This is a genomic window from Microbacterium oxydans, assembly GCF_006540085.1.
Taxonomy (GTDB): domain Bacteria; phylum Actinomycetota; class Actinomycetes; order Actinomycetales; family Microbacteriaceae; genus Microbacterium; species Microbacterium oxydans.
Map to the genome: position 1 here is coordinate 978,443 of NZ_BJOG01000001.1, position 16,377 is coordinate 994,819.

Here is a 16,377-nt window from a genome sequence, read left to right on the forward strand (position 1 = left end):
TCACACCTTCAGGTCGGCGGGGGTGAGGGGGCGGGCGTCGAGGGGGTCGAACGACGAGGAGCTGCTGACGGGGAGGAGCAGGAGCACCGATCCGGAGTCGAGCGGATCCACGGGGGCGAGCGATCGCAGGAGGGCCGCGTCGTCGACTCCGGCCTCGCGAAGGGCACCGACCTCGTGCGGGTTCAGGTCGACAGGCATCGGTCCGTTGCCCAGGTCGGTGCCGTAGAACACGGTGCCGCCCGCGGCGTGGAACCGGCGCACGTTGTCGATCGCGGTCGCACGCTCGGGGTCGTCGTGGATCGCGAGCGTCGAGATCCACGAGGCGGAGGCCGCCTGACGCACGATCTCGTCATCGTCGAGGCGCTCCGTGAACGGGGCGTGGGCGAGCCCGGCTGCGCCGAGAGCGACCACCCGCTGCGCTTCACCCGCACCTTCGGCGTGCGCGACGACGGGGAGGTCGTGGTCGGCCGCGACCCGGACGATCGCGCGGAACAGCTCGTCGGTGAAGACCGGCCCTGCGCCGCTGTTGCTGGTGACCTTGATGCAGGTGGCACCCGCATCCGCCATACCGGAGACCGTGGCTGCGGCAGAGTCCGCGTCCGTGATCTCGCGGACCGATCCCTCCGGCGCCCAGTCCCGGTCGGAGGGGTAGCCACCAGGAGCGGTCAGGAACGCCCCGGCGAAGTCGATCTCGACGTGGCGCCGGGCGGTGGGCGTGAGCTGACGCAGCACCTCGGGGTTTCCGCCGAGGTCGACCACGCGGCCGAGGCGAGACCCTGCCAGCAGAGTGTGGTCCACCAGCTGCAGGTGCACGTGGTGGTCGGTGAATCCGCCCGTGATGACACCTCCGATGCGGGGGAGTCCGGGGGCGGGGCGCTCATCACGTAGGCGCACACGCCCGTCGACGAGCTCGACGACGCCCTCGCGCCACGCGCTCCCGTCGAAGAACGTCGCAGCGTGCATCAGCTGCCGATCTCCGTGCGCACGGTGTAGAGCTCGGGGAAGAACGTCAGATCCAGGGCGCGCTGCAGGAAGCCGACGCCGCTGGAGCCGCCGGTGCCGACCTTCATGCCGATCGTGCGAGCGACGGTCTTGAGGTGTCGGAACCGCCAGAACTGGAAGTTGTCCTCGAGGTCGACCAGGTCTTCGCAGGCCTCGTACAGATCCCAGTAACGGCTCGGGTCCTGATAGATCTCGCGGATCGCCGGCACCAGTGCCGGTGTCTCCCGATAGGGCTCCCGCACGTCACGCTCGAGGATCTCCGTCGGAACCGGCAGCCCGCGGCGGGCGGCGAAGCGCAGGAACTCGTCGTACAGCGTCGGCTTCTCCCACTCGGCGGTGAGCAGCGCGAGGTTGGCCGGGTGGTCGGCGAACACACTCAGCATCTTCGCGTTCTTGTTGCCGAGGGCGAACTCCACGGCGCGGTACTGCACGGACTGGAATCCGGAGGAGTTGCCGAGCGCCCCACGGAACTGCGCGTACTCGGTGGGCGTCAGCGTCGCGAGCACCGACCACTGCTGCGTCATCACGTCCTGGATGCGTTTCACGCGGGCGATGCGCTTCAGAGCTTCGCGCAGGTCGTCCCTGGCCAGCAGCTGACGCGCGGACGACAGCTCGTGCAGCAGCTGCTTGAGCCACAGCTCCGTGGTCTGGTGCTGGATGATGAACAGCATCTCGTCGTGGTGTTCGGGTTCGCTCACCGGGTGCTGCGCGGTGAGCAGCTGGTCGAGTGCCAGGTACGAGCCGTACGTCATGCGCCCAGACAGGTCGGTGACGATGCCGGATTCGAGGGCGCGTTCGTTCTCGGTGTGCATCTGCCGAACATATCACTTTCGTGGCGAGCGTCACAGGAGTGTTATGTCATGCCTCCGGGATTCAGAGCGCGGGAGTGCGGGGCGGCGGCGTGCGCCGTGTGCCCGGTCGGCCGAGAGCCTCGAATGCCGCGGCGAAGCGCAGCAGCCTCGTGTCGTCGTAGGCCCGTCCCGCGAACGTCAGCCCGATCGGCATGCCGATGTCGCCCATCAGCCCCATCGGCACCGTGACCGTCGGGATGCCGAGGTGGCGTATCGCGAGGTTGCCGTTCGCGATCCACACGCCGTTGCGCCACCCGAGGTCGGCCGATTCCGGGTTCACGTCCATGTCAGCCGGGCCCACATCCGCGACCGCGGGGAAGACGACGGCATCGAGCCGCAGCACGTCCATCCAGACTTCGAGGTCGCGGCGACGCGTCTCCTCCAGGCCGCGCAGACCGCTTTCGAGCTCGGGCATGTCCGCGATCCCGACGCCGGGGTTGTCGCGCACCCAACCGGGGTACTCGGCGATGTCGTCGTCGAAGCCCGTGTAGCGGTCGGGGAGTGCGCCGTCCGGATGCGGGAAGATCGTCGCCCCGTCGATCTCGGTGAGCGAGTGCAGGGCCGGATCGCCGTTCGCCCGGAGGAAGTCCTCCCACGCCCATGCCGAGAGGTCGACGATCTCGCGGTGCAGGTATTCGGGTGACACGAGGCCGCGGGTGGCGATGGTGTGCGCGCCCGGTCGGTCGCCCTCGTAATTCGAGACGACGGGGAAGTCCACCTCGACCACGGTCGCTCCCGCGGCGGTGAGATCGTGGCGCGCCGCCCCCCAGCATTCGATGATGCTCGCCCGTGTCTCGATGCGCCGGCCCGTCGGGCCGCCGACTCCGGGATTCTCGGCACTGCCGGCATCCGGGTCGGCGTTGATGTACATCCGGGGGATGCCGATGCGGGCGCCGACGAGGGGGAGGGCGGATTCCGTCGCGAGCGCCGGATACGACTCCGGCCGGAGGGAGGATGCGGCGGGCAGCTGCACCCACGGCTGCGCGCGCCAGAAGTCGCCACGGACCTCCGCATCGTCGGCCACGATCACGTCGAGCACCTCGAGGAGGTCCGCCATGGTGCGGGTGTGCGGCACCACGACGTCCATGGTCGGCACGAGAGGCCAATTGCCGCGGGTCGAGATCACCCCGCGGGAGGGTGTGTAGGCGCACAGCGCATTGTTGGTGGCCGGCCCGCGTCCGCTCGACCAGGTCTCCTCGCCGAGTCCGAAGGCCGCGAAGCTCGCCGCCGTCGCCGTGCCTGATCCGTTCGACGACCCCGAGGCGAAGGGGGCCGTGAGGAAGGCGGCGTTGTAGGGGCTCTCGGCTCGGCCGTAGACACCGCGCTGCATGCCGCCGTTCGCCATCGGGGGCATGTTCGTCAGCCCGAGGCAGATCGCTCCCCCCGCGCGCAGCCGTTCGATCGTGAAGGCGTCGCGCTGAGCGACGAGCTGTGCGAATGCCGGGCTCCCTGCGGCGGCCGTGAGCCCGCGCACGAGGTAGCTGTCCTTCGCGGTGTACGGGATGCCGTCGAGGGGACCGCGAGCCTCGCCCCTGGCGCGGCGTGCGTCAGAGGCCGCGGCCTCGTCCCGTGCATCCGCGTTCGCGACGACGACCGCGTTCAGGGCGGTCTCGGTGGCGGGGGCGTCGTACGCGGCGATGCGTGCGAGATACGCGTCGACCAGCGCGACGGCCGTCGTCTCCCCTGTCTCGAGGGCGCGGCGCAGGTCGGCGATGGACGCCTCGACCACGTCGACCATCAGCGGAGTCCGTCGAGCGCCGGCTGCTGCTGGGTGATGCAGTGGATGCCACCGCCGCGGTCGAACAGCGGACGTGCATCCACCGTGACCACCCGGCGGCCGGGGTAGGCGTCGGCGAGGATCTCGCGTGCTGCGGCATCGGCCTTGTCCTCGCCGAAGCCGCACGCCACCACGCCGTCGTTCGTGACGAGGTGGTTGACGTAGCTCCAGTCGACGGGACCCTCGTCGTCGCTCAGCATCGACGGAGCGGGCAGCCCGATCACCTCGAAGCGGCGCCCGGCGGCATCCGTCTGCTCCGAGAGCAGGGCACGCAGCTCGCGGGTGACGGCGTGGTCGGGGTGGTCGGGGTTCTGCTGGTCGTGCAGCAGCAGTCGCCCGGGGCAGGCGATGGTGGCGACGATGTCGACATGGCCGTTGGTGCCGAAGTCGTCGTAGTCGCGCGTGAGCCCCCGGGGGAGCCAGATCGCTTTCGTGGCGCCGAGCGTGCGGGACATCTCGGCCTCCACCCGCTGCTTGTCGGCGTAGGGATTGCGGCGGGGGTCGAGCTGCACGGTCTCGGTGAGGAGCACAGTGCCCTCTCCGTCGACGTGGATGCCGCCCCCCTCGTTCACCAGGGCGGAGCTCACCAGCTCGGCACCGACGGCGCCGGCCACGATGCGTGCGTGCTGTGCGGCCTTCCGCCACTCCGCCCATTCCGGGGCGCCCCACCCGTTGAAGATCCAGTCGACCGCTCCGAGGACACCAGGACGCTCGTCGTCGACCACGAACGTGGGCCCTGAATCGCGCATCCAGAACTCGTCGACGGGTGCTTCCACGATGTCGATGCCGCTGCTGAGCATGCGCCGCGCCCTGGCGAGCTCGCTCGGGTCGACCAGCATCGAGACGGGCTCGAACTCGGCGACGGCATGAGCGACAGCGGTCCAGGTGGCATAGCCCTCTTCGCGCGCCGCTGCGGTGTCGCCGAGAGTCTCTCCCTCCGCGGGGAACGCCATCCACGTGCGCTCATGACGTGCGGTCTCGGTGGGCATGCGCCAGCTCATCGTGGTCTCCTCGTGCGGCCGGTCCGACTATTGAACATGCGATCAACAGGTGTTACGGTAACCCCTGATGAAGACGACGTCAACAGGTGCGACCGCTCGGCGGATGTCGCCGCAGGAGCGCGATCACTCGATCCTCGAGGGGGCGCTCGGCCTTGCCCGCGAAAGCGGTCTGGAGAGCCTGACCGTCCGTGCGATCGCCGCCAGAGTGGGTGTCACCCCCGCCCTCGTCGCGCACTACCGACCGGGGATGGACGCCTTCGTCGCCGACGTCTTCGGATCGATCGTGGCGGCCGAGCGCGAAGAGGTGATCTCCGCCTTCGACGAACGCCCGTTCCGCGACGCCGCTGAGTTGCGCGGTGGTCTGCTGCGCCTGATCGAGACCCTTCTCGACGCCGACCGCGACGACGTCACCCTCATCTGGGTGCAGGCGTGGGCGCTCGGTGCCCGCAACGAGGCGCTCGCCGCCCGTGTGCGGCAGGAGATGGACGGATGGCAGAGCGCGCTCGAGGGGATCTTCGCCCGCGCAGCCGCCGACGGGGCGATCGAAGCGGGTCGCGCCGACACGGCCGCTTGGCTGCTGCTCGCGATGGTCGACGGCATGAACGCGCACTCGCTGGTGAAGTGGGCCCCACGCGACCGTGCCGACCTCGCCAGGCGCGCACTGTCCGCCGTGCTGGACAGTGCCGCCCCCGATGCCCTCGTCGGTGCTCGATCCTCCGACTCCCGACCTGCTGACTCCCGACCTGCTGACTCCTGACCTGCTGACTCCTGACCTGATGACAAGTAAAGGAACGCCCATGGATGCTGTGCGCATGCACGCGGCCTCGCCCGAATCGACCGCGATCGTCGATGCCGTGCTCGACTACTCGCGTCGCCGCATGCTCGCCGCCGATGTGCCGCTCGACAAGCCGCAGTCCGAGGCCGAGCTGAACCGCCTCGTCGGGCCGACCATCACGGACGCGGGGTTGGGGGCGGCGCGGGCGCTCAGCGTGTTCGAGCATGTGCTCGCCCCGGCCTGCCTGACGACGAGTCATCCGCTGTACCTGTCGTTCATCCCGACGGCGCCGACCATGGCCGCCATCGCCTTCGACCTCGTCGTGTCGGCCTCCGGGCTCTACGGCGGCAGCTGGCTCGAAGGGGCCGGGGCCGTGCACGCCGAGAACGAGGTGCTGTCGTGGTTGGCCGGCGAGTTCGGGCTCCCCGACACGGCCGGTGGCGTCTTCGTGCAGGGCGGCACGATCGGGAACCTCTCGGCGCTGGTGGCCGCCCGTGAGGCGGCGAAAGCCCGTCTGGTCGCGGCGGGGAGGGAACTGCCGAGCCGGTGGAAGATCCTCTGCAGCGTCGAGGCGCACTCCTCGAACAAGTCGGCCGCGCGCGTGATGGATGCCGACGTGCTGCTGGTGCCGGCGGGAGAGAACGGCGTGCTGCGTGCCGAGGGCGTCCGCGAGGCGCTGGCCGAGCACGGGGACGAGATCTGCGCGGTGGTCGCGACCGGGGGATCGACGAACTTCGGCATCGTCGACGACATCGCCGGCATCGCCGCACTCAAGGACGAGTTCGACTTCTGGCTGCACATCGACGGCGCCTACGGCCTCACGGCCATGCTGGCCCCGGAGGCTCGGCACCTGTTCGCCGGTGTGGAGCGCGCCGACTCGGTCATCGTCGACCCGCACAAGTGGCTGTTCGCTCCGTTCGACTGCTGTGCCCTGATCTACCGCGACCCCGACAGCGGACGTCGGGCGCACACGCAGCACGCCGAGTACCTCGACATCCTGACCGACGTCGACGAGTTCAGTCCCTCGGACTATTCGATCCAGCTCACTCGTCGACCGCGCGGTCTGCCGATGTGGTTCTCGGTCGCGACGTACGGCGTGACGGCATACCGCGAGGCCGTGAGCGCCGGTCTCGCTCTGACCCGGCGGATCGCCGACGAGATCGCCCGACGCCCCGAACTGAAGCTGGTGCGCGACCCGCAGCTGTCGATCGTGGTGTTCGAGCGCGAAGGATGGGAGCGCGCCGACTACGACCGCTGGTCGGCCGCTCTGCTCGACTCGCAGCGTGCCTTCGTGGTGCCCAGCTCCCACGCCGGTCGTCCGAACACGCGCTTCGCGATCCTGAATCCGCTCACCACGTTCGAAGACCTCGTCGGCATCCTCGACACCATGAGGTAGGCGAGGCGGACTCGACCTGCAGCGTGGGCAGGTCAGGCGGTGATTCCGGCCAGCAGACGGTGCAGGCCGTACTCGAAGGCACGATCGACGTCGCCGCCGAGGCGGAACGCCCCGGACAGCTCCATCTGCAGGAAACCCGTGGCCCACGCCGTGAAGAAGCGCGCGGCGTCGAGGGCGTCTTCCTGCCCGACCAGGGCGGAGGCGGTGCGGATCAGGGGCGCGGCTGACCGTTCGAGGGCATCGTGCGGGGCCGCGATCGTGAACATGAGGCGGAAGCCCTCCGGATGCCGGTGCGCGAAGTCGCGATAGGCGTGCGCGAGCGCACCGATGTCGTCGCCCGCGGCTTCGAGACGTGCGGTGAGCGCGTCGATCGAGGCTGCGGCGACGGCGGAATGCAGTGCGTCACGGTCTCGCACGCGCTTGTACAGCGAGGGGGCGCGGACCCCCACCCGTTCTGCGACGGCCTGCATCGTGAGCCCGGAGGGACCGGCGACCTCGAGGATCTCCCGCCCGGCGGCGACGATCTCCTCGGTGGATGTGCGTTCGGGCGTCGGCATCGATCCTCCTGTGACGGCTGTGGACAGCCATGGCTATTGACATTAGCCATGATAGCTACGTATCGTAGCCATCGCAATCATCCCGAGAGGATCAGCCATGAAGCTCGCACCGCACCTGCACCGACTGGGCAACGACATCGTCGCCTCCTACCTCATCGACCTGCCGGAGGGGATCACCCTGATCGACGCCGGTCTCCCCGGGCACTGGCACGATCTGCAGCGCGAGCTCTCGACGATCGGGCGCCCCCTGTCCGATATCCGCGGTCTCGTGTTGACGCACGGCGACGGCGACCACATCGGGTTCGCCGAACGGCTGCGGAAGGAGGTCGGGGCACCGGTGTTCATCCACGAGGCCGACAGCCATCGGGTGCGCACCGGCGAGAAGCCCAAGACCCCCATGGGGCCGGCCAAGATCGGACCGACGCTCGGGTTCCTCACGTACGGGCTCCGCAAGAACGCGCTGCGCACGCCACACGTGTCGGTCGTGACCGAGGTGACAGACGCCGATGTGATCGACCTTCCGGGCGCGCCGGTCGTGCTCGGGATGCCCGGCCATTCGCCGGGGAGCATCGCGGTGCACGTCCCCGCCGTCGACGCGGTGTTCGTCGGCGATGCTCTGACGACCCGTCACGTACTCACCGGTCGCACCGGCGCCCAACCCGCACCGTTCACCGACGAGCCCGCGGAGGCGCTGGCCTCGCTCGACCGTCTCGCCGACGTGTCGGCGGCGTGGGTGCTGCCGGGGCACGGAGCGCCCTGGCACGGTTCCCCCTCCGACATCGCCGCAGCGGTCCGCGCTTCCGCCTGAGGCGCCGCGGTCAGGTCGGCGCGGGTCAGTGAGCCGCGAGCACCGTCGCGGTGTCACTCATCGTGATCTGCGGCGGGTAGAGACTCATCACCTGCAGGGCGGCGGCGTGATTCTCCGCGGTCGAACCGGCACAGGCGTCGGCCGCTATCGTCACGTGTGCGCCCGCGTCGGCGGCGGCCAGCGCGGTCGAGATCACGCAGCAGTCGGTCGAGACGCCCGCGAGCACGACGTGCCCGCCGCGTCCGATGATCCGCTCGAGCTCCGGACCCCACTTGCCGAACGTCGGCAGGTCGATGCTCGAATGCGGCGAGAGCGCCTCGGCGTCGTGGACGAGGGCGAACAGGGGATCGCTCGGCGGCTGGTCGGCGAAGGGCCAGGCGTCGAAGTACGCACCCCAGGACGTCGTCCGGTCGGCGGTCGGCATCCAGCGGGTCACGAGCACGCGATCGCCGAACGCGTCGGCCAGGGCGCGGATGCGGGGCATCACCTCGGGGAAGAACGGCGACCCCCAGGCGGAATCCGGCGCGGCGAAGATGGTCTGCGGATCGATCACCACGAGCCAGGTGTCGGTGGTCGCGGACGCATTCACGCGGCCTCCTGCTGCCGGATCTTCGCCGCCCTCGCGAAGTACGTCACGAGGAACGAGAGCACCAGCGCGAAGAACACTCCGAGGTTCGCATAGGCCCACTCGCCGTCGCGGCCGCCGATGAGGAACAGCAGGTAGCCCTGCCAGTTGTTCCAGGCTGCGTCCTCGGCGAAGTTGTTCACGACCAGGCCCCAGCCGATCACGCTGGTGACGACCATCGTGCCGATCGAGGTCCAGTCCCACGCGCCGTAGCGTCCGCGCTGGTCGAACAGTGCCTCTTCGTCGTAGTCCTTCCGGCGGCGCAGGATGTCGGCGATGAGGATGCCGGCCCACGAGGCGAGGGGCACGCCGAGCGTGATCAGGAAGCTCTGGAACGGTCCGAGGAAGTCGGTCGCGAAGAACACCACGAAGATCGTGCCGACCGTGAGGATGACCCCGTCGATCGCTGCGGCGGACGGGCGGGGGATCCGGATGCCGAGGCTGAGCAGCGTGAGCCCGGAGGAGTAGATGCCCAGCACCGCGCCCGAGACGAGGGCGAGTACCGCGGTGAGCAGGAACGGTACGAGCACCCATACGGGCAGGATCGAGGCGAGCGCGCCGATGGGGTCGGCGGCGATCGCGTTCATGAGGTCTTCGTCGGAGCCGCCCAGGAGCAGGCCGAACACCACGAGGATCACCGGTGCCACCGATCCGCCGATCGTGTTCCAGGCGACGATCGCCCCGTCCGATGCGGTGCGCTTCTGATAGCGCGACCAGTCGGCGGCGATGTTGATCCAGCCGAGGCCGAACCCGGTCATCACCATGACGAGCGCGCCGATCACCTGGCCGACGCCGCCGTCGGGTCGGGCCAGCACGACCGCGAGGTCCACCTGCGGAGCGGCGAGCACGATGTAGAGCACGGTCACGACACCGGTGATCCACGTGAGCACCGACTGCAGCTTCATGATCGTGTGATAGCCGAGCACGGACGCCGTGACGATCAGTGCTGCGACGATCACGGTGGCGACGATCTTGAGCGCGATGCTGTCTCCATCACCTCCGAGCTGGGTGATAACGGTGGCGGTGGCGAGCACGGCCATGATCGCGAGGAACGTCTCCCAGCCGATCGAGGTGAGCCACGAGACGATGCCCGGCACCTTCTGACCCTGCACGCCGAAGGCCGCCCGCGAGAGCACCATCGTCGGCGCGGAGCCGCGCTTGCCGGCGATGGCGATGAGCCCGCAGAGCAGGAACGACACGACGATGCCGATGACAGAGACGATCGTCGCCTGCCAGAACGAGATGCCGAAGCCGAGGACGAACGACCCGTACGACATGCCGAACACCGACACGTTCGCGGCGAACCACGGCCAGAACAGGTCTCGCGGCTTCGCTGTCCGCTCGGATTCGGGGATGATCTCGATGCCCGCACGCTCGATGAGGGCCGGCTTGATGTCCGTCATGCTCACATCCTGGCACTGCCGAGGCGGTCGCAGGCGGTTTCGGCGGCGGCCCCGCCGCGGTGTGCGGCCGGCGGGGGCCTAGCCGGCGAAGAAGGACTGCGCTGTGCGGGTCAGATCGTGCAGGTCCGAGACCCCTGCGAGCTCCCGCGCGGAGTGCATGGACAGGATGGGGATGCCCACGTCGACCGTACGGATGCCGAGCCGGGTCGCCGTGATCGGGCCGATGGTCGAACCGCACGGCACGCTGTTGTTGGATACGAACTCCTGCGTCGTGACCCCGGCGCGCTCGCACCAGGAACGCCACGATGCCGTGCCGACCGCATCCGTGGCGTAGCGCTGGTTGGCGTTGATCTTCAGGATCGGTCCCGATCCGAGCACCGGCTGCACCACGGGGTCGTGCTTGGCGGCGTAGTTCGGGTGCACCGAGTGTCCGACATCGCTCGACAGGCACCACGACGACGCGTAGGCCTGGCGGCGTGCGGATCCGTCGGCACCGAGGCCGGCGTACACGCGTTCGAGCACGTCTTCGAGGAAGGGGCCCGCCGCGCCGGAGCGCGACTCCGAACCCAGTTCCTCGTGGTCGAAGGCGGCGAGCACCGCGATGGGTGCTCCGGCTGCAGGGGCGTGCGCCTCGAGGGCCACCACGCCGGCGTGCACCGAGGCGAGGTCGTCGAGGCGTCCCGACGCGAAGAACGCGTTGTCCTTGCCGAACACCGCTCCGCGGGCGGAGTCGGCGATCACCACGTCGTAGCCGCGGATGTCGGAGGCCGAGACGCCGGCGGAGGAGGCGAGCTCGGCGAGGATGTCGGCCTCGGTCGGGTCGCCGAGTCCCCACACCGGCTGGGTCTCGGTCTGCTTGTCGAGGGCGAGGCCGTTGTTCACACCGCGGTCGAGGTGGATGGCCAGCTGCGGCAGACGCAGCAGAGCTCCGGTGTCCGCCAGCACGACACGGCCGTCGGCCAGTGCCAGTCGCCCGGCGAGGCGCAGCTCGCGGTCGAGCCAGGAGTTCAGCAGCGGTCCGCCGTACACCTCGACGGCGGCCTGCAGCCAGCCCCGCGAGCCGGTCGTCGGCTGCGGCTTGAGCTTGAAGCCCGGGGAGTCGGTGTGCGCGCCGAAGATCTGCACGGGCGTCGTGGCCGCAGCGTCCTCGGGGACGACCCAGGCGATCGCCGCCCCGTCGCGTACGACGACGAAGCGTCCACCGGTCGTCGGCCAGGCGTCCTCCTCGTGCAGCCGGTGGAAGCCCGCAGCCTCGAGCCGTCGGGCGACTTCCGCCGCCGCGTGGTAGCTCGACGGGGAGGCGGCGACGAAATCGGCGAGGTCCTCGGCGTGGGCGAGAGCGGCGGGGGTGACGGGCATGTCGTGACCTTCCTGGAGAGCGCGGTCCTTCGAGCGTAGTCGGGGTCTCCGTGCGTCCTCCACGACGGCGGCCCGCGCCCGCGCTGTTTCCCGGCCGTTCATCCCGGCGGGTTAGGGTGGTCCCGATAGCGCCTAGGGTTCCGGGGTTCGCGCCCGTCTGGTCCGAGCGGCGCCACGGCTCTCCTCCGCAGGAGAGCCGTCATCTGACAGGACAAAAGCCCGGAGGACCCTGTTCGTCGCGCCGTGCGCCGGACGGAAGGGTCTGTTTTGTCTCCTCTCGCCTTCGTCCTCGTCTTCGGTGCGGCCATCGCCCACGCGGCGTGGAACATCATCGCGCACGGCATCAGCAGAGCGGGCGCGCCGTTCCTGTGGTGGGGCGCCGTCGCCAGCACCGTGGTCTGGATCGGCGCGGTGCCGTTCACGGGAGGTCTCGGCACCGACGATCTGTGGTCGTTCGCCCTCGGTGTCGTCGTTTCGTCGGTGCTCCACGTCGGCTACATGGCGGTGCTCCAGCGCGGCTATCGCGAGGGCAACCTCTCCACGGTGTACGCGACGGCCCGCGGCACCGGGCCCTTCCTCTCGGTGATCGTGGCCGTGCTGCTGCTGGGCGAGCGCCCGTCGGTGCTCGCGCTGATCGGGGTGGCGGCCGTGATCGCAGGCGTCGTCGCCATCGGACTCGTCGACCGGGGCAGAGGATCCGGCACCCGGCGGATGGATCCCGGCATCGTCTTCGGCGTGCTCACCGGCGTCGCGATCGCCGTCTACACGATCTGGGATGCGCACGCGGTGCGCACGTGGGACCTCTCGCCGGTCGCCTTCATGGTGGGCACGACGCTGTTGCAGGTGCCGTTCTACTCGATCGCGGTGCGTCGGCGCTGGGACGCGGTCTGGGCGCTCTGGCGCACGCAGTGGCGCCGCATCCTCGCGTTCGGTGCCCTGTCACCGCTGTCCTACATCCTGGTGCTGACCGCGATCCAGATCGCCCCGGTAGCGCTGGTGGCGCCCCTCCGCGAGGTCAGCGTGGTGCTGGTGAGTCTGTTCGGGGTGTTCGTGCTGCGGGAGTCGCGCGGGGGCTGGCGGATCGCGGCATCCCTCGTCGTGGTGACCGGGATCGTCCTCCTCGCCGTGTGAGCCCTCGACCGCGGGATCGACGGGTGGTATCGAGCGTATTCCGGAATGCCAGGAAAGTACCTCTGAACAGGACTGTTCCGACCCTGCAATGTCGGTGGTCGGGTGTGGGATGGACGTATGAACCCCCTCGCGGAAGCTCTGGATCGGGTCGTCGCCGACCTCGACGCCGTGCTGTCCGCCGCACAGCTCGCCGGACTCGACGATGCCGCGCGACTGGATGTGCTCCGCGGCGCTGGCGAGGCGCTTCGTCGCGTGGAGGCCGTCGTCGTGGAGACGACCGCCTCCGCCGAGCCCCGCTTCGCCGAGGCGACCGGATGCCGATCGATGAACGAGCTCCTGCAGCGGGTGCTGCGGGTGGATGCACCCGGAGCGTCTCGGGTGGTGAAGGCGGCCGAGGCGGTTCGGCGCGAGGTGGCGCTGACGACGGGGGAGCGGCTCCCGGCGCGCTTCCCCGCGATCCGCGAGGCGATGCTCGACGGCGTGATCGGGGTGGCCGGTGTGCTCGCGGCGTCCGGGCCGGTCCTGCAGGCGGGCGATCGGATCGGGGCGGAGGAACGGGTGGCGGCCGATGCTGCGCTGGCCGACCTGGCACGCGGACTCCCCGAGGCGGACGGGGGCACCGAAGGTGGAGGGCCGCCCGCCACCCCTGACGACCTCCGGCAGTACGCGATGCTGCTCGCGCAGCTGCTCGATCCGGATGGTGCCGAGCCGACGGACGCGAAGGCGCGGAATCGGAGATTCCTCACCATCGGGCGCCTGCGCAACGGGGTGCATCCGCTCCGGGGCAACCTCCTTCCCGACGCGGCCGCTCAGCTGCAGCTCATCATCGACGCTCAGAACAATCCGAAGACCGATGGCCCGCCAGAGCCGGGCGTGACCTTCCGGTCGGAGAGCGAGCGATCGGGCGATGGAGCCGAGTCCGGTGCAGACGTCGCCGACGCCGATCCGTGGAACTCCGACCCGCGCAACGTGATCGAACAGCGCACCGCCGCGCAGAAGCGGCACGACGCCATGGCGGCAGCACTGGCGATCGCCGCGCGTCACGAAGACATGCCCCGACTGGCCGGAGCGTCCCCGACGCTCGTGGTGCACGCCGACGCGGACGACCTCGTCTCGGGCACCGGGTGGGCGACCGCGGTCGGCTTGCAGGCGCCGGTGCCGATCGGGGTCGCGATCCAGGCCGCGTGCACGGGCGCCATTCAGCGGGTGCTGTTCGACGACGGCCGGATCGTCGGCACGACCGTCATCGATCGGGTGTTCACGGTCCACCAGCGCCGCGCGATCATCGCTCGGGATGGAGAGTGCCTGATCCCCGGGTGCCATGTGCCGGCGTCATGGTGCGAGATCCACCACGTCGTCGAGCACGCCAGGGGAGGACCGACCGATACGGACAACGGCGTGCCCCTGTGCTGGTGGCATCACCGTTCGCTGAACCGATCGGGGTGGGAGATCCGGATGGCGGGAGGTACCCCGCAGGTCCGCGGCCCGGCATGGTGGGATCCCGAGCGTCGCTGGCGTGTTCCGCGGCAGCGCGAGACCGTAGCTGCGTGATAGCGCTGAAACGAGGGTGGGTGATCAGCGGAAGTTGACGAGTCCGGCGTGTGCGGCCGTCACGAGGATCTGCACGCGGTCGCGCAGGTGCCACTTCGACATCATGCGCCCGAGGTGTGCCTTCACCGTGCCCTCGGAGACGATGAGCGCCTTCGCGATCTCTGCGTTCGACATTCCCTGCGCGAGGCAGTTCAGCACCTCGACCTCGCGCTCCGTGAGCGGTTCGAGCGCGGCAGCGTCGGCGGCGACCGGGGTCGAATCGCGGACGTGCTTGATCAGCATCGAAGCGATCCGCGGCGACAGCGAGCTGGCCCCGCTGTGCACCTCGCGCACACCGGTGACGATGTCCTCCGCGCTGGAGTCCTTGAGCAGATAGCCGGAAGCGCCGGCGCTCAGCATGGGGAGCACGGTGTCGCTGCCGTCGAGCGTGGTGACAGCGAGCACGCGCACGTGCGGCCATCGCTCGGCGATGACACCCGTCGCCTCGATGCCGTCCATCTCGGGCATCTGCACGTCCATCATCACGACGTCGGGCTGTTCGCGCTCGACAGTGGAGATCGCCTCGAGACCGTCCTCTGCCTGCGCGATCACGCTGATCTCCGGGTCGCGCGAAACGAAGTGCGACAACGCCGAACGGACGAGGGGATCGTCATCGACGATCACGACACGGATTTCCTGCATAGGGGGAAGCCTAACGGCGCGGGCACCTGATGGACGTCATGTAGACCTTTGGCCAAAAAGGTCTAGACCTGAGACAGATGTGCGCCGCTCCTGTCGCCGAGAAGATGAATACAGACATCGACGAACGACTACATAATGGAGGTGAACGTAATGACTTTCTGGCAGCAGGTTGGCAAGTTTTTTGGTCTCGTCCGCTAGCGTACCTGGCGAATAGGAGATAGTGAACCATGGCCTTCGACCAGTCACCCCGGCGATCTACTGATTCGTTCCGGTTGGGTCGAGGCGAGAAGCTCAGCGCGATAGAGCGGATCGTCGTCCTGGTCATCGTCTCCATCACCATCGCCACGGACGTCATAGGTTTCTTCACCACACCGGGGGTCAACCCGGTAGCCCTTCTGGTGAGCGTCGCATGTACGGCAGCGTTCGCCCTCTATCTCTGGAACCCGCTCATCGCGACATGCGCCCTCGGCGTCGTGTTCGCGGCATCATTTCTCGTGGGAACGGAGTCCCAGGTTCTGACCGCCGCCGCTGTCGCGGCTGGGCTCGTCATGAGGCTGGGATGGACATCCCTGATCCTGTCGTACACCGGAACGTTCCTCATCGCTGCGGCTCTCGTCGCCAACGGCGTTGCTGACTCGGGTGTGAACGTCGGTCTCTTCCTCATCTTCGCCACGGTGGCCGGAGCTGTCGGGTTCGCCCTTCGGTTGGCCTTCGCCCGTGGCAGTCGCCTCGAGCGCGAACTCGAAGAGCGGGCTGAACAAGAACGACAGGCAGTGCTCGCCGAGCGACGTTGGATCGCTGGTGAGCTGCACGACAGCATCGCGCACCACCTCACGGTGGTGTCGCTGCACGTGCAGATGCTCGAAGACCCCGAGATGAGCACCGACTCTCGAGAGGCGATCCGCGTCGCCGCTCGCAAGGCCATGACCGATCTCCGTTTCGTGATCGAGCTCGCCGACGACGGTCCGCAGTCGTCGAGCGTGCAGACGGGCGACCTCGCGGCGGCTGTCGACGAGGCGCAGAGCGAGTTCGAAGCGGCGGGCCACTCCGTGGCCCGCGTGGGCGATCCCAGCGACGAGCGCATCCCGCGGGCCGTCGAGATCGTCCTCGCGCGCATCGTGCGCGAGTCCGCCACCAACATCCTCAAATACGCAGGCCCCGGCGAGGTGCTGATCGACCTCGCCGTGGACGACGAGGTCGCGCACCTCACGCTGCGCAGCCCCCTCCCCACGACGCCGCGCCGTGAACTCTCGTCGAGTCGAACAGGACTCGGCCGGATGGCGGAGCGCGTGATGGGAGCGAGTGGCGAGTTCAGCGCCGGCGAAGTCGACGGGTTCTGGGTCGTGTCGGCCCGACTTCCGGTCGTCTGATGCCCTAGAGTGTGTGAGCACCCTCTCCAAGATCCGCGAGAACCTAGACGAAGGTCTAGCGAGGTCTCGACGTTCGACACTGTGGAACGA

15 protein-coding genes are annotated in these 16,377 nt (G+C 69.2%); 6 read left to right on the top strand and 9 right to left on the bottom strand.

Annotated features, from left to right (window positions below; genetic code table 11):
• The 4 genes from MOX01_RS04665 to MOX01_RS04680 all read right to left on the bottom strand — a co-directional run bounded on the left by MOX01_RS04665 (window position 1) and on the right by MOX01_RS04680 (window position 4,631).
• Window positions 1-963 (bottom strand): amidohydrolase family protein, encoded by a 963-nt coding sequence (locus MOX01_RS04665; protein ID WP_141368583.1) that lies wholly within the window; start codon window positions 961-963, stop codon window positions 1-3.
• On the bottom strand, window positions 963-1,814 hold the full coding sequence (locus MOX01_RS04670) for a tryptophan 2,3-dioxygenase (protein WP_058632347.1): 852 nt from the start codon (window positions 1,812-1,814) through the stop codon (window positions 963-965). Before MOX01_RS04670 ends, MOX01_RS04665 begins: the two co-directional genes overlap by 1 nt.
• Before the next feature lie 61 nt (window positions 1,815-1,875).
• Window positions 1,876-3,591: an amidase gene (locus MOX01_RS04675; protein WP_141368585.1), complete on the bottom strand. Its 1,716-nt coding sequence runs from the start codon at window positions 3,589-3,591 to the stop codon at window positions 1,876-1,878.
• Window positions 3,591-4,631: an agmatine deiminase family protein gene (locus tag MOX01_RS04680; RefSeq protein WP_141368587.1), complete on the bottom strand. Its 1,041-nt coding sequence runs from the start codon at window positions 4,629-4,631 to the stop codon at window positions 3,591-3,593. The genes MOX01_RS04675 and MOX01_RS04680 overlap by 1 nt, the downstream gene beginning before the upstream one ends.
• 67 nt (window positions 4,632-4,698) lie before the next feature.
• Between MOX01_RS04680 and MOX01_RS04685 the strand changes: the two genes are divergently transcribed.
• Window positions 4,699-5,388 (top strand): TetR/AcrR family transcriptional regulator, encoded by a 690-nt coding sequence (locus MOX01_RS04685; RefSeq protein ID WP_141368589.1) that lies wholly within the window; start codon window positions 4,699-4,701, stop codon window positions 5,386-5,388.
• Window positions 5,389-5,428: 40 nt separating this feature from the next.
• Complete coding sequence (locus tag MOX01_RS04690; RefSeq protein WP_141368591.1) at window positions 5,429-6,802, top strand: pyridoxal phosphate-dependent decarboxylase family protein; 1,374 nt, start codon at window positions 5,429-5,431, stop codon at window positions 6,800-6,802.
• 32 nt (window positions 6,803-6,834) lie between these two features.
• Here the strand turns inward: MOX01_RS04690 and MOX01_RS04695 are convergent, their stop codons facing one another.
• On the bottom strand, window positions 6,835-7,359 hold the full coding sequence (locus MOX01_RS04695; RefSeq protein WP_058632351.1) for a TetR/AcrR family transcriptional regulator: 525 nt from the start codon (window positions 7,357-7,359) through the stop codon (window positions 6,835-6,837).
• 97 nt (window positions 7,360-7,456) lie between these two features.
• Here MOX01_RS04695 and MOX01_RS04700 point away from each other — a divergent pair, with 97 nt between their 5' ends.
• Window positions 7,457-8,167 carry an MBL fold metallo-hydrolase gene (locus MOX01_RS04700; protein ID WP_141368593.1) on the top strand — a complete coding sequence of 237 codons (711 nt, stop codon included), beginning with the start codon at window positions 7,457-7,459 and terminating at the stop codon, window positions 8,165-8,167.
• Window positions 8,168-8,192: 25 nt separating this feature from the next.
• Here the strand turns inward: MOX01_RS04700 and MOX01_RS04705 are convergent, their stop codons facing one another.
• From MOX01_RS04705 to MOX01_RS04715, 3 genes are all read right to left on the bottom strand, one after another.
• Window positions 8,193-8,756, bottom strand: coding sequence for a cysteine hydrolase family protein (locus tag MOX01_RS04705; protein WP_141368595.1), 564 nt, complete (start codon window positions 8,754-8,756; stop codon window positions 8,193-8,195).
• The gene (locus MOX01_RS04710; protein ID WP_061015727.1) at window positions 8,753-10,195 is read right to left on the bottom strand and encodes a purine-cytosine permease family protein; all 1,443 of its coding nucleotides are present in this window, start codon (window positions 10,193-10,195) and stop codon (window positions 8,753-8,755) included. The genes MOX01_RS04705 and MOX01_RS04710 overlap by 4 nt, the downstream gene beginning before the upstream one ends.
• A 78-nt stretch (window positions 10,196-10,273) precedes the next feature.
• Window positions 10,274-11,554, bottom strand: a complete 1,281-nt coding sequence (locus MOX01_RS04715; RefSeq protein WP_058632355.1) for a M18 family aminopeptidase — start codon at window positions 11,552-11,554, stop codon at window positions 10,274-10,276.
• Between the two features lie 267 nt (window positions 11,555-11,821).
• Here MOX01_RS04715 and MOX01_RS04720 point away from each other — a divergent pair, with 267 nt between their 5' ends.
• Window positions 11,822-12,685, top strand: a complete 864-nt coding sequence (locus tag MOX01_RS04720; RefSeq protein ID WP_141368597.1) for an EamA family transporter — start codon at window positions 11,822-11,824, stop codon at window positions 12,683-12,685.
• 117 nt (window positions 12,686-12,802) lie between these two features.
• Complete coding sequence (locus MOX01_RS04725; protein ID WP_141368599.1) at window positions 12,803-14,236, top strand: HNH endonuclease signature motif containing protein; 1,434 nt, start codon at window positions 12,803-12,805, stop codon at window positions 14,234-14,236.
• A 24-nt stretch (window positions 14,237-14,260) separates the two neighbouring features.
• Here MOX01_RS04725 and MOX01_RS04730 read toward each other — a convergent pair whose 3' ends face one another.
• Entirely contained in the window at window positions 14,261-14,917 is a 657-nt protein-coding gene (locus MOX01_RS04730) for a response regulator (RefSeq protein ID WP_230977804.1), read from the bottom strand.
• A 227-nt stretch (window positions 14,918-15,144) separates the two neighbouring features.
• Between MOX01_RS04730 and MOX01_RS04735 the strand changes: the two genes are divergently transcribed.
• On the top strand, window positions 15,145-16,287 hold the full coding sequence (locus MOX01_RS04735) for a sensor histidine kinase (protein ID WP_061015719.1): 1,143 nt from the start codon (window positions 15,145-15,147) through the stop codon (window positions 16,285-16,287).
• The last annotated feature ends 90 nt before the right edge of the window (window positions 16,288-16,377 follow it).

Excerpts from the sequence above, each read along its gene's own strand:
- MOX01_RS04665 (WP_141368583.1), bottom strand. The coding sequence starts at position 963 with ATGCACGCTGCGACGTTCTTCGACGGGAGCGCGTGGCGCGAGGGCGTC.
- MOX01_RS04670 (WP_058632347.1), bottom strand. The coding sequence starts at position 1,814 with ATGCACACCGAGAACGAACGCGCCCTCGAATCCGGCATCGTCACCGAC.
- MOX01_RS04675 (WP_141368585.1), bottom strand. The coding sequence starts at position 3,591 with ATGGTCGACGTGGTCGAGGCGTCCATCGCCGACCTGCGCCGCGCCCTC.
- MOX01_RS04680 (WP_141368587.1), bottom strand. The coding sequence starts at position 4,631 with ATGAGCTGGCGCATGCCCACCGAGACCGCACGTCATGAGCGCACGTGG.
- MOX01_RS04685 (WP_141368589.1), top strand. The coding sequence starts at position 4,699 with ATGAAGACGACGTCAACAGGTGCGACCGCTCGGCGGATGTCGCCGCAG.
- MOX01_RS04690 (WP_141368591.1), top strand. The coding sequence starts at position 5,429 with ATGGATGCTGTGCGCATGCACGCGGCCTCGCCCGAATCGACCGCGATC.
- MOX01_RS04695 (WP_058632351.1), bottom strand. The coding sequence starts at position 7,359 with ATGCCGACGCCCGAACGCACATCCACCGAGGAGATCGTCGCCGCCGGG.
- MOX01_RS04700 (WP_141368593.1), top strand. The coding sequence starts at position 7,457 with ATGAAGCTCGCACCGCACCTGCACCGACTGGGCAACGACATCGTCGCC.
- MOX01_RS04710 (WP_061015727.1), bottom strand. The coding sequence starts at position 10,195 with ATGACGGACATCAAGCCGGCCCTCATCGAGCGTGCGGGCATCGAGATC.
- MOX01_RS04715 (WP_058632355.1), bottom strand. The coding sequence starts at position 11,554 with ATGCCCGTCACCCCCGCCGCTCTCGCCCACGCCGAGGACCTCGCCGAT.
- MOX01_RS04725 (WP_141368599.1), top strand. The coding sequence starts at position 12,803 with ATGAACCCCCTCGCGGAAGCTCTGGATCGGGTCGTCGCCGACCTCGAC.
- MOX01_RS04730 (WP_230977804.1), bottom strand. The coding sequence starts at position 14,917 with ATGCAGGAAATCCGTGTCGTGATCGTCGATGACGATCCCCTCGTCCGT.
- MOX01_RS04735 (WP_061015719.1), top strand. The coding sequence starts at position 15,145 with ATGGCCTTCGACCAGTCACCCCGGCGATCTACTGATTCGTTCCGGTTG.